General features: G+C 37.7%; 8 protein-coding genes. 7 read left to right on the plus strand and 1 reads right to left on the minus strand.

From position 1 onward, the window contains the following. The first annotated feature begins 2 nt into the window (after positions 1-2). A complete protein-coding gene (locus FNW21_RS03820; protein ID WP_144255403.1) occupies positions 3-1,547 on the plus strand; it encodes a RagB/SusD family nutrient uptake outer membrane protein in 1,545 nt (514 codons plus the stop codon). 71 nt (positions 1,548-1,618) lie between these two features. On the opposite strand, the gene FNW21_RS03825 is transcribed toward FNW21_RS03820, so the two are convergent. Next, entirely contained in the window at positions 1,619-3,625 is a 2,007-nt protein-coding gene (locus tag FNW21_RS03825) for a glycosyl hydrolase family 95 catalytic domain-containing protein (RefSeq protein ID WP_144255404.1), read from the minus strand. A gap of 190 nt (positions 3,626-3,815) precedes the next feature. Here FNW21_RS03825 and FNW21_RS03830 point away from each other — a divergent pair, with 190 nt between their 5' ends. The 6 genes from FNW21_RS03830 (at position 3,816) to FNW21_RS03855 (ending at position 13,545) form a co-directional block, all read left to right on the plus strand. Then, positions 3,816-5,411, plus strand: coding sequence for a glycoside hydrolase family 32 protein (locus FNW21_RS03830; RefSeq protein ID WP_144255405.1), 1,596 nt, complete (start codon positions 3,816-3,818; stop codon positions 5,409-5,411). Positions 5,412-5,449: 38 nt separating this feature from the next. Further along, a complete protein-coding gene (locus tag FNW21_RS03835; protein WP_144255406.1) occupies positions 5,450-6,778 on the plus strand; it encodes a sugar porter family MFS transporter in 1,329 nt (442 codons plus the stop codon). Beyond that, positions 6,775-7,674 (plus strand): carbohydrate kinase family protein, encoded by a 900-nt coding sequence (locus FNW21_RS03840; RefSeq protein ID WP_144255407.1) that lies wholly within the window; start codon positions 6,775-6,777, stop codon positions 7,672-7,674. Before FNW21_RS03835 ends, FNW21_RS03840 begins: the two co-directional genes overlap by 4 nt. 311 nt (positions 7,675-7,985) lie before the next feature. Then, positions 7,986-9,635 (plus strand): DUF6377 domain-containing protein, encoded by a 1,650-nt coding sequence (locus tag FNW21_RS03845; protein ID WP_144255408.1) that lies wholly within the window; start codon positions 7,986-7,988, stop codon positions 9,633-9,635. 236 nt (positions 9,636-9,871) lie between these two features. Next, positions 9,872-11,644, plus strand: a complete 1,773-nt coding sequence (locus tag FNW21_RS03850) for a glycoside hydrolase family 13 protein (protein ID WP_317129292.1) — start codon at positions 9,872-9,874, stop codon at positions 11,642-11,644. A 152-nt stretch (positions 11,645-11,796) separates the two neighbouring features. Then, entirely contained in the window at positions 11,797-13,545 is a 1,749-nt protein-coding gene (locus FNW21_RS03855) for a glycoside hydrolase family 13 protein (protein WP_144255409.1), read from the plus strand. Positions 13,546-13,736 lie beyond the last annotated feature (191 nt).

Genomic DNA, 13,736 nt, shown 5'->3' on the forward strand with positions numbered 1-13,736 from the left:
TCATGTATAAAAAAACAAATAAAAAAAATCTAGTACGAATCACAGCAGGATTTGCGATATTATTAGCATTAGGCTGCTCTAATGAATTCTTACAAGACAAAAAAACGGATGGTCTTAATGACATCACCGCATTTAGCTCGGACGCAACAGCTACAGCAGTTGTAAGTGGTATTTACGATGCCCTACAAGCAGAATCGGACGGTAGAGAATACAATACCAAGTCACTTTGGGTACCTTCTAACTACCCAACACTTGACTTTGAGGATTCAGGTGCCGATACGCAATTCTCTACTTTTACCGTAAAAAGTGATGACGGAAGATGGAAAAATCTTTGGGTACTTAATTACCAAGGAATTGGCAGAGCCAATGCTGCTATAGCAAAATTAAAACCAGCAATCGAAGCTGGGAAAGTAACCAAAGCATTGGGAAACAGATTACTTGGAGAAAGTTTGTTTCTTCGTGGATTCTTGTACACTTCTATGGCACAAAATTTTGGAGGTTTACCAATCGTAACCGAAGAAACCACGGATTATACTTTAGGAAGAAATACGCAAGACGAAGTATTTACTCAAATCGTAAAGGACATGGAAGCTGCAATCCCTTTGCTAGTATGGACCTACGATAGCGACAACAAAGGTAGAGCTACAAAAGCTGCTGCTTACCACTATTTAGGAAATGCTTATATGTGGTTAAAACAATACGATAAAGCTGCTGCCGCTTTTGAAGCACTACAAGGTCATGCCGAATTAGAAGCTAATTATGTCAATATTCACGCTGCTGCTAATAGAAACGGTAAAGAATCCTTATTCGAAATTCAATTATCTAGTGCGGCATCTGATATGGGCTGGGGTCGTAATGACAACGTAACCTACCTACAATCAATGTGTATGCCACAAGAATTAAGCGGTTGGGGTGGTTATATCAATGCTACAAAAGTATTGTACGACTCGTTCGAAGCTGGAGACAAAAGAAAATTATGTACCGTATTAGGCCCTGGTGATGCACATCCAGATCCATTAATGCAAATAAAAGACCATCCAGAAGTTAAAAAAGCAGTTGTTGGAGATAAATTATACGGTCTAAACACGTGTGGTACTCTAGCAAAACCATGGCTACAACAAAGTAATGCAGGTTATTTTTGTGTGAAAACTTGGAGAGACCCACAATTACAAGGAAACAGCTACGGAACAATATTTGGCGGTCAAAACCAAATACTAGCGCGTTATGGAGAATCTTTGTTGAGTTTAGCTGAATGTTACTTACAATTAGGTCAAGGTGCAAAAGCGGCAACTACTCTTAATATCATTAGAACTAGAGCAGGTTTAGCGTCAAAAGCTACCATCACAATAACTGATATTTTAGACGAATACCGTCACGAATTAGCGGGCGAATTCACACAATGGTTTTTATACAGAAGATCCGGAAAAGCTACACAATACATGCTATTGAGAACTGGAAAAACGGTTCCAGCAGGAAGAGAATTAATGCCGTTGCCAAAATCACAATTGGATGCAAATCCAAATTTGGTTCAGAATCCAACCTATTAAGTTAGTGGTTTACTTGTTTATATTGGTGAAAGAGGCTGTCGCAATGACAGCCTCTTTTTTTTTATAAAAAATTACTCAATCGTAATGGTTTTATTATCAATTCCAATACCTATAATTTTTAGTGATTTCCATTTTTTTGGCAAAATACCTTTATTATATTTTAATCCAAAATCCGTTTGCTCAACACCACCAAAACCGTAAATAACGGCCTGTAACATTGCTCCAGCTCCAGTAGCAAAATAAGGATTATTGCTATTTGCCGATTCCGAAAAAACACCAAAAGGCGGACGACTATTAGGCAAATACGATTTTACAAAATACGCATACGCTTTATCGCTGTTGCCCATTCGAGCATACAAAACAGATAACACACCTGAAGCCATTGCAGGCCCGTCTTTTTTGTCAATTTTTTCGGTGTAATAATCCAAATCTTTTTCGATTTGAGCTTTGTCCGTAATAATATGCAACGGATAGGCTAATAAATTGACATCAGCTTGCTTGATTGTTTGCCCATCATAGCCTTTGTAATTTTGAGTTATGCCATTTTTGGTATGAATAACTAATTTTTCGGAAACGGCAATCCATTTGGGATCAATTGGTTCGTTTAGAATTGTTGCTGCTTTGATGGTGTTTTTCAAGGCCTCCTTTGCTGACGCATTGGTAAAAGCATTATCATCCACATGTTGCGCATACTCATCGGCTCCCACAACATTTAGAATAGAAAAACTTTCATCGTCATTTTTCACCACACGGCTTACCCAGAAATCCGCCGTTTCTTTCAGTACTTTATACTCACTTTTTAACCACGCTTTATCTTGAGTTAATGCGTAATAATTCCAAAAAGCTATCGATACATCGGCTGTAATATGCTGTTCAAAAATCCCTGTCAAAGCCCAAGTAGGTGTTGCTTCCTCCCCTGTATCATCGGATTCCCAGGGAAACATAGCTCCTTTGTACCCGTAAATGGTCGCTTTTTGCTTGGCTTTATTCAAACGATCCGAGCGGTAATCGAGACACGATTTGGCCATATCAGGTTGCAAGACCAGAAGTGTTGGCACCATCCAAAGCTCACTATCCCAAAAAATATGTCCATTGTAACCTTGCGATGACAATCCCATAGGCGCAATACTTTGTCTTGTTTCTGGTCTAATGTAGGAATACAAATTATACAACGCAAAACGAACCCGCTGTTGCGCATCAAGATCACCTTCGATTTGAATATCACCGGTGTTCCATAGTTCCGCCCAAGCTTGTTTGTGACGATTGACTAAATTATCGATTCCTTGTTGCAAAGCATAAATAGGTTGCCTTTCGGATTCGTTCAAAGGATCTGTAATATCTTTTGAGGTGCAAATTCCTCCAGCTATTGCAAAACGGTATTTTTGCCCTTTCATTAATTTTTTTGTAAAACCAACTTCACTACCTGTTTGTTTCAAAGCTTCATTTTGCCCATCAAAAAGGAAAGTAGTCGATGCCGAAATCGTATATTTCCCCGTTAAGGTTTTGGCAGTTGTCCCAAAAACGGGCATCATGTATTGGTTATCCTTCAATACTCGAAACTGACTTTTAGCCTCTTTCAACTCACTAGGAACAATCATATAATTATTAGCAACTATTTCAATATCCGCAAGTGGGGTGATTTCTACAATTGCCATCGCCGAGTAGGGAACCGCTCGATTTGCCAAAATCGTATAATTAATTGAAGCTGATTTGTTGAATGAAAACGAAGTGGTACTCATCCCCTCTTTCATAGAAATCACTTGACTCCAATTTGTAATATTGTCCGATTTTATTTCTTGACCATTAATACTCAAATGCAGATTTAAAAACTCGATACCGCGCACAATGCGACTAATTCCGTTTTCGGGGCTGCCGTCATAAACGCCATTTAGGATAATTTCTTTTGTTTTTAATGGCGTATCATCCGTTACAATCCCAATTTGACCGTTCGCCATCGCCACACCAAAATAATTCTCCCTAGAATTAGCAACCAAATGCCATTCATCTGATTTTGCTTGTCCAAAAACAATTGGCCCCGCCAAAAGCAACATTAACAATACTTTAAAATTTGAAATCATGATTTTTGTTTTAAAAATAGTTTTCAAACTTAAATTATTTATTCCTTAAAAACGGACTATTTAGAACAAGACCTCTATATTTAGCACCGATAACGTTTTCGGAGTTTCGAAAACGATTTCGTTTTCTGAATTCTTAAAATTTCCTTAATATATTCTATTTTTATAGTTCTAACAATCAAAACTATATTGCGTGAAAGTGTTTCAAAACAAATTAATACTACTTCTTTACCTCGGAATCACAATCGTCTTTTTTTCCTGTAAAAAAGAAGAAAACGCCACCATTACTATTCCATCAAAAGGAGCTTTAGTTCCCAATTCGGCTTCACTTTATCAAGAACCGTTTCGACCACAATTTCATTTCACACCCCAAAAAAACTGGATGAATGACCCAAACGGAATGTTATATTACAAAGGAATTTACCATTTATTTTACCAATATTTTCCGGGAGCTACCGTTTGGGGCCCTATGCACTGGGGACATGCCACTAGTACGGATTTAATACATTGGAAACACCAAAAAATAGCGTTGTATCCCGATAAATTAGGACTCATTTTCTCTGGAAGTGCGGTCATGGACAGTAGTAATTCTTCCGGGTTAGGCACTACGGCAAATCTGCCCATGATTGCAATTTTTACCTACCACAACCTCGAAATCGAAAAGGCCAAAGGCATAAAAATGCAGTCCCAAGGTTTGGCTTACAGCCTAGACGAAGGAACTACTTGGACAAAATACACCCAAAATCCAATAATTGCCAACCCAAACCTGAAAGATTTTAGAGATCCAAAAGTCTTTTGGAATCCCGAAACAAAGCTTTGGAATTTGGTTTTGGTAGCTGGAGATCATGCACAATTTTATAATTCTACCAACTTACTCAACTGGAAACTTACGGGCGAATTTGGCAAAAAGAATGGTGCCCATGGTGGCGTTTGGGAATGTCCGGATCTTTTTAAATTAAAAGTAGCCAACTCAACCCAAGAAAAATGGGTTTTGCTCATTAGCATCAATCCTGGCGCACCCAATGGTGGTTCAGGAACGCAATATTTCATAGGTGATTATGACGGTAAAACTTTTACTACAACCCAAAAAGAAACCCGATGGATTGACTATGGCACCGATAATTATGCGGGTGTAACTTACAACAATGCCCCTGACAACAAACGCATTTTTGTGGGCTGGATGAGCAATTGGAGCTATGCCATAAAAACACCAACCAAAAACTGGAGAAGCGCTATGACACTGCCACGAGAGCTCTCATTAGAAAAAATAAATGGGCATTTTATTTTGAAAAACACGCCTATTCCAGCTATAAAAAATCAATTTCAAGTTGCTTTTTCTAAAAATTCCTTACCGATAAAAGCCAACCAAAAAATAACTTTTGAATACCAAAATTTCAACCAATCTCAAATCCAGTTTAATGCCGAAGCAAAAAAATTAAAATTGGTTTATTCGAATGCTGCATCGGATTCGTTGGTTTTAAATTACGATACAACTTCAAAGGTATTTTCAATCGATAGAACGCATTCAGGAATGACCACTTTCGAAAAAAGTTTTGGAGAAAAAGTCCATACCACTCCTATTTCGGGGCGAAACAGTACAAATTGTAACTATCAAATAATTTTGGACTGGTCGTCAATCGAAATTTGCTTGGATGGTGGTTTGTATAGTTTTACCGAACAAATTTTTCCAAAACAACCCTACACGAAACTAACCCTCTCTTCAGATGAAAATATAGCACTCAAAGATTTTAAAATCAATGCTATAAAAGGAATCTGGGACAAAAAATAAGCTTTAACAAAAACAACCAAACCAAATAACCAAAAAAAATGAATAACGTTAGAAATTGGTCTCTTACCGTAGCTGTTGCGGGATTTTTATTCGGATTTGACACAGTTGTCATATCGGGTGCCAACTTACCCATCAAGGAATTATGGCACACAACACCCTTGTTCCACGGGCTTTTTATCATGTCAATGGCATTATGGGGTACCGTTTTGGGTTCCTTACTCGGTGGCATTCCTTGTGACAAATGGGGACGCAAGAAAACGTTGTTCTGGATTGGGATTCTATTTTTAATATCCGCTTTGGGCTCCGCATTGGCACCTAATCCGTACGTTTTTTCGTTTTTTAGATTCATTGGTGGTATTGGAGTTGGAGCCTCATCGGTAGCGGCACCCATATATATTTCGGAAATTTCAACACCTGCTAACAGAGGTAAATTGGGTACTTTGTTTCAATTCAATATTGTTTTCGGAATCCTGATTGCCTTTTTCTCCAATTATTTATTTGAAGGCATTGGAGGTGCCAACGACTGGCGATGGATGATAGGCATTGTAGCAATTCCAGCATTAATTTACAGTATAATCGTCATGCAAATCCCAGACAGTCCGCGCTGGTTAATTCTTAAAAAAAGAGATGATGCTGCTGGAATGCAAGTACTTGAAATGATTTACAGCAAAAAAGAAGCTTTAGAAAATTTTAATGAAATCAAAAAAGATGTAGTAGCAACAACTGTAAAAGAAACTATTTTTTCAAAAAAATACCAATTACCAGTTATATTAGCGTTTTTATTGGCCTTTTTCAACCAACTTTCGGGAATTAATTTCATTTTGTATTATGCTCCCGAAATTTTAGAAATGGCAGGATTGGGTTCCAAAGAGTCTTTATTGAATTCGATTTTAATTGGGGTTACCAATCTCGTTTTTACCCTTGCAGGAATGCGATTAATTGATGTTTTAGGGCGTAAACAATTGATGCTCATTGGCTCCATTGGTTATATTTTGAGTTTAGGAATGGTGGCTTTGGCTTTTCACAATAATTTAGGTTCCATTGTATTAATGGTGTCGATAATGGTTTTTATTGCCTCGCATGCCATTGGACAAGGAGCTGTAATTTGGGTTTTTATTTCGGAAATATTTCCAAATAATGTTCGTGCCAATGGGCAATCCTTTGGAACGGGAATTCACTGGATTTTTGCGGCATTAATCACTTTGGCTGGCCCAGTTGTGATTGACATTTTTAAAGAAAATCCGTGGCCAATATTTGCTTTCTTTGCTTTTATGATGGTATTGCAATTGCTATTTGTATTATTTATGATGCCAGAAACCAAAGGATTATCGCTAGAAGAATTAGAACATAAAATGCTTAAAAAATGAGTTCAACAACAAAAACCGCAACAGTAGTATGCTTTGGAGAAGTATTATTTGATGTTTTTCCATCACACCAAAAAATTGGCGGAGCACCCCTAAATGTTGGGCTACGCCTATCATCACTCGGCTTAAAGGTACAAATCATTAGCCGAGTTGGGAACGACGCCCTGGGAAACGAGTTGCTAGAATATGTCGCCCAAAACGGTGTTGATACCGCAGCCATACAACTAGACGAAACGCATTCAACTGGAGAAGTTATGGTGCTGTTAAACGACAAAGGTTCCGCTTCCTACACCATCAATTATCCCGTAGCTTGGGACAAAATTGTTTGCAATCCTGAAAATGAAATTACCGTAAAACAGGCGGATGCATTTGTGTTTGGTAGTTTGGTTTGTAGGGATACTGTTTCCCATGACGCCTTGTTTGAATTGATTAATTATGCCAAATACAAGATATTTGATGTGAATTTGAGAGCCCCATTTTACTCCAAAGAACTACTAATTAGCCTAATGATGCAATCTGATTTTATAAAATTCAATGATGACGAATTATATGAAATAAGTGCCTTTATGAACTCGCCCTACAACTCACTGGAACAAAACATTCTTTTTATAGCAGCACAAACCAATACCAAGCATATATGTGTAACCAAGGGAAGTCACGGCGCCGTTTTATACTATGACGAAAAACTCTATTACAACAGCGGTTACAAAATTACAGTTGCAGATACCGTAGGGGCTGGCGACTCTTTTTTGGCAGGATTATTAAGCAAGTTACTCACCCAAAACGACCCTCAAAGTGCCATCGATTTTGCTTGTGCTCTGGGCGGACTTGTGGCGCAAAACGAAGGTGCCAATCCCAAAATAACCAACCAAGAGATAAAAGAATTTATGAATCTATAATTTTTTTTTCGAAAAAACAAAATGATTCTTCGCCTAAAACAGTGGAATTTTAAGAAGGCATTTGTTTCAGGTATCAAAAGAATCTGCTGAATCTGCTAAATCTGCGTGAAAAATGGAACGCAGATTTTGCAGATTTATCAAATGAGTTGGTTATCGAAATTTGATTTTCCACTAGTTATGGCGAAGAGCCAATAAAATCAAATGGATGTTAAAAAAAACATTCTCTTTGATAAAATACCATAGTAAAAGCAACATCCAACAGGCTTTTACTATGGATTTTTAGTTATTTAAACCCGTTACTTTTCATTGCAATGAATAAATTTTTGTCCTTACTAGCACTATTACTATTCCCGATTTTTGTCGTTGGGCAAACTAGTTTTGACGCTTTATTGCAGGAATTAGACCAGACTGTAAGCGATTACCACCAGTTTTTAGAGCAGAAAGAAACCAAAATTGGAAAACTAAAAAAACATTTAAACCAATCCAATACTGATGCGCAAAGCTATCATTTGTATGGCAATTTGTACAGCGAATACAAAGCCTACCAGTCAGACTCCGCATTAGTCTACGCCCGAAAAGAAGTAGCCATAGCGAACAAAATAAATGATTTTGAAAAAACAAATGAAGCAAAGCTAAATTATGCCTCCATAATGGGAACTTTAGGGATGTATAAAGAAGCAATTGACATTCTTGATGGAGTAAAAATAGAAACCTCACCCAATTTAAAAGGCGCTTACCTCTGGACACATCGAATTATTTATGGCGCGCTTTCGGATTATACCACCTCCATTCAGGAAAAAAACAAATACCTCGTTTTGACAAAAAAATACCGAGATTCGTCTTTGTTATATTATCCCAAAAACGCGCCTCAAATCACTATCGTCAAAGCCGAAAAAAGTATTGATTTAGGTAATTATGACCAAACATTAAAGCTACTACTGCCCTACTTTCCTAGCATTGCGACTAACAATCCAGATAGAGCCGTTATCGCCTATATTATTTCGGAGGTGTATCATTTGAAAAAAAACAGCAGCGCGGAAGAAAAATGGCTGGCTATCTCGGCAATATCCGATTTGCAATTGGTCAAAAAAGAAAATATTTCATTACGAAAATTAGCAATAATTCGCTACAATCAAGGCGATATCGACCGTGCCTATACGTACACCAAGCGTTCCCTTGAAGATGCCCTTTTTTGTAGTGCGCGGTTAAGAACTTACGAAATATCCAAAATGTTGCCCATTATAAACGACGCCTACGAGCATAAAAACGAAACCAATAGATGGCAGCTTACGGTATTTTTAATCAGCGTAAGTGTCTTATCGTTATTTTTATTGGGCGTTTTGATATTGCTTTTTAAGCAAATGAAAAAATTAGGAAAAGCTCAAAAAAGCATTCATTTGGCCAATGCCCAACTTTCTATATTAAACAAAGAGCTCAATGAATTTAATAAAAAACTAAACCAAAGCAACATTTCACTCGCCGAAACGAATCTTGTTAAAGAAATCTACATTGGTCGCTACATGGATCAATGCTCGGATTATATAGGAAAACTAGAGGAATACAGTAGCAAACTAAAAGTCATGGCCACGGCTGGGAAAATGAATGATTTGGTTCATACCGTAAAATCAAATGCTTTTATTGAGGGCGAATTAAAGGAATTTTACACTAATTTTGACCAAACGTTTTTAAAACTTTTCCCAAATTTCATTGAAGAATTCACAGCTTTATTAGGTGAAAAAGAAGCCACACAACCCAAAGAAGGAGAGCTCTTAAATACGGAATTGCGCATTTTTGCACTCATACGGTTAGGAATCAAAGACAGTACAAAAATTGCTGGATTTTTGCGCTATTCTGTTTCTACGATTTACAATTATAGGTCGCAACTAAAAAACAAATCGCTTGGTCCACGAGATCAATTTGAAAACAGCGTGATGGCAATAGGCACAGCAAACAAAGAATAATCCCATTTAGTCGTATTTTTGAGTTTTAATTTACCACTTTTTTTGAATAAAAAAAATAGTCATTTAATTGATTTTTAGTATTTTATAAAAAAATAAATTTACTTTTTTTAAACAAATAAAATTTAGTGAAGGAAAAGCATCTAATTTTACCAAACGCAATCTCAAGTAAGCAATTGCTTATTTGAATATATCGATTTCGTCCTAATTTATAAAACCAACAAATTAATCCATTAAAAATGAAAGTAACACTCAAAAAGCTAACCTCCATAGCGCTATTAAGCCTAGGAATTATAACCGGAAATCAAACTATGGCGCAAGATATCAAAGTGGCAAATGAAAAAAAATGGTGGAAAGAAGCAGTAGTGTACCAGATTTATCCCCGCAGTTTCAAGGATACGGATGGCGATGGTGTGGGCGATTTAAAAGGAATTATTTCAAAACTGGATTACATCAAAAGTTTGGGTGTAGATGTCGTGTGGCTTAACCCAATTTACGGCTCACCAAACGCTGATAATGGCTACGACATTTCGGATTATCAAGCCATCATGAAAGAATTTGGAACGATGGCGGATTTTGATGCTTTGCTAAAAGGCATGCATGAAAGAGGCTTGAAATTAGTGATGGATTTAGTTGTCAATCACAGTTCAGACGAACACAAATGGTTTCAAGAAAGTCGCAAATCTAGAGACAATCCTTACAGAGATTATTACCACTGGTGGCCAGCCGAAAAAGGAAAACCTGCCTTTAGACCAGGTGCTTTTGAAGCCGATGGAAGCGGTTGGAGGTACGACAAAACCACAGATTCTTACTATTTACATTATTTCAATTACAAACAACCCGATTTGAATTGGGAAAACCCAAAATTACGCCAAGAAATATATACCATGATGCGTTGGTGGTTAGACAAAGGTATTGATGGTTTCCGTATGGATGTGATTCCGTTTATTTCAAAGGATCCTGAATTTCCAGTAATCACACAAGCCGAATTAGACAAAAACTACCACGGTCGCTGGGATGTCTACATGGGTAGCGGGCCTCATTTACACGAGTATCTTCAGGAAATGAATAGAGAAGTTTTGAGCAAATACGACTGTATGTCCTTGGCCGAAGGGGCTGGAATGTTGACTTCTACAGCATTAAATTTTGTAGATGCCGATAGAAAAGAGTTAAATATGGGTTATCATTTTGAAGGCACCAATCTGGGCTATGTTCCCGGTTATTTCAAGAAATCTGGCCCTTATTCGCTAGTTGATTTCAAAAAAATCTATTCGGATTGGGACAAAGTATACGAGACCAAAGGCTGGGGAACCATTTATCTAGGCAACCACGATCAACCTCGTATGGCAACACGTTGGGGAAATGATGCACCTGAATTTCATGATTATTCCTCAAAACTTTTGACTACATTTTTACTCTCCATGAGAGGAACGCCGTATTATTACAACGGGGACGAAATAGGAATGGTTAATGCCAAATTTGATAAAATAGAGGACTATCGCGATATTGAAACTTTGGCACAATACCAACATTTAAAAAATGAAGGTGGCGATTTGAAAGAATTTATCGAATACCAAAAAACAGGCGGTGCAAGAGATAATGGTAGAACACCATTTCAATGGAACGCTACTGAAAATGCAGGTTTTACAACAGGAACACCTTGGCTAAAAGTAAACGACAACCACCTAACCTTGAATGCCGAAGCACAGGAAAAAGACCCAAAATCAGTGTTGAATTATTTTAAAAAAATGGTGCACTTGCGCAAAACAAACCCAGTTTTGGTTTACGGAAAATACACCCTTTTAGACAAAGAAAATCCTGCCGTTTATGCCTACACCCGAGAATTAGACGGCAAAAAAGTATTGGTTTTATTGAATTTTTCGACCAAAAATGCAACTGCTAATACGGGTATCAACCTCAAAAAAGCCAAAGTTTTGATTACTAATTACGCAAACCCATTCAAAAACGGAATCTTACGCCCTTATGAAGCAGTAATTTTAGAGCTGCCGTAAATGGATTTAAAAATCAACCCAATCATTAAAAAACAAACCACAGTGAATTTTAGGCTGACTTAAAGTCTTCAAGCTTAACCATATTAATCCGTGAGCAATAAACGGCTCACAATAGACAATCAAAAAAAACAATTCCTATAATTTAACTACCCATGAAACCTATCCGCTCTTTATGCTTAAGCGCCATTTTGCTCTTGTTGTTCAGCAATAGCATCCATGCACAAACCGAAAAAACGTTAATTACACCTGCTCAAGATGCCAAATGGTGGAAAAAAGCCGTGGTTTATCAAATATATCCTCGGAGTTTTAAGGATAGCGACGGGGACGGGATAGGTGATATCAAAGGAATCATTTCAAAACTAGATTATGTAAAAAGTCTCGGAATCGATGCCGTTTGGCTCAATCCCATTTATGCGTCGCCAAACGATGATAACGGCTATGACATTAGCAATTATCGGGAGATTATGAAGGATTTTGGCACAATGGCTGACTTTGACCTTTTATTGAAAGAAATGCACAAACGAGGCATTAAACTAATCATGGATTTAGTTGTAAATCACAGCAGCGATGAGCACGAATGGTTCCAGCAAGCCCGAAGTTCTAGAGACAATAAATACCGCGATTACTACCACTGGTGGCCTGCCGAAAAAGGAAAACCACCCTATAGATGGAGCTTTTTTGACGTAAATAGCGAAGCTTGGAAATACGAGGCACAAACAAATTCGTACTATTTGCATTATTTTTCTAGAAAACAACCCGACTTAAACTGGGAAAATCCAAAACTACGAAATGAAGTGTATGACATCATGCGCTTTTGGCTCGACAAAGGCATTGATGGTTTTAGAATGGATGCATTTCAATTTGCCTCAAAGGATACCACATGGCCAGAATTGCCCAAAGGATACGAAAAAGACATAATCAAATACTATGGCGTTGGGCCTCATTTGCATGATTATTTGCAAGAAATGAACCGAGAAGTGTTTAGCAAATACAACATTATGACCGTGGCCGAAGGAGCAGGAAGTTCGCCAGCTGATGCCATGAAATTTGTAGATCCAGCCCGAAAAGAGCTTGATATTGCCTATCATTTTGAGAGCGTAGACATAGGAAATAGTCTCCTTGAATTTGGTTTGAACAAGTACAAAGCCATTTTTTCTAAATACGACACCGAGTTTAAGGACAAAGGCTGGCTCGCCATTTTTATGGCCAATCACGACCAACCACGAATGGTTAGCAAATTTGGCAATGATACGCCTCAATTTAGAGCTATTTCGTCCAAAATGCTATCTACCTTTGTAATGACCATGCGAGGAACGCCGTTTTATTTTAATGGCGATGAACTCGGGATGGTAAACATCCGATTTGACAACATTGTTGATTATAACGATGTGGATACCCGCAACAAATACGAACAAATAAAAAATGCAGGTGGTGATCTAAAAGCCTATTTAGAAAACAAAAAACAAACCTCTAGAGAAAACGGCAGAACACCATTTCAATGGGATGCCACTGCAAATGCTGGCTTTACAACCGGAAAACCGTGGCTAAAAGTGAACCCTAATTACACCACGCTAAACGAAGCCGAACAGGAGAAAGACCCCAATTCAGTCTTGCATTATTTTAGAAAACTAGCCCAATTACGCAAGGACAATACCGCACTAGTTTACGGAAATTATGCCTTAATTGACCCTGAAAACCCTAGTGTTTTTGCCTACACAAGAACATTAAACAGCAAGACAATTCTAGTTGTATTGAATTTTACCGCACAAGAAGTCGCTTATAAAACAACACTAAAAATGGCAAAATCAAGACTGTTGCTTGGCAATTATCCTATTTCAAAAAATAAAGAAAGTCAAACATTAAGACCTTTTGAAGCCAAAATAATAGCAATCCAACAATAGCACATCCCAACTAGAAACCTCTTGACAACATCATGCATTGCGCATTTCATAGTGATAAAACAATTATAAAACCGAGCAATTGCTCGGTTTTTTATTGATTTGTTTTGTTTGCCCCCCCCCGATGGCGCGAGCAGAAATAAGTTCAACGGCTAGCGCGACGCCTCCGGCTCGTGCCCACAAACACAATCAAT

Source organism: Flavobacterium restrictum (genome assembly GCF_007097245.1).
Classification (GTDB): domain Bacteria; phylum Bacteroidota; class Bacteroidia; order Flavobacteriales; family Flavobacteriaceae; genus Flavobacterium; species Flavobacterium restrictum.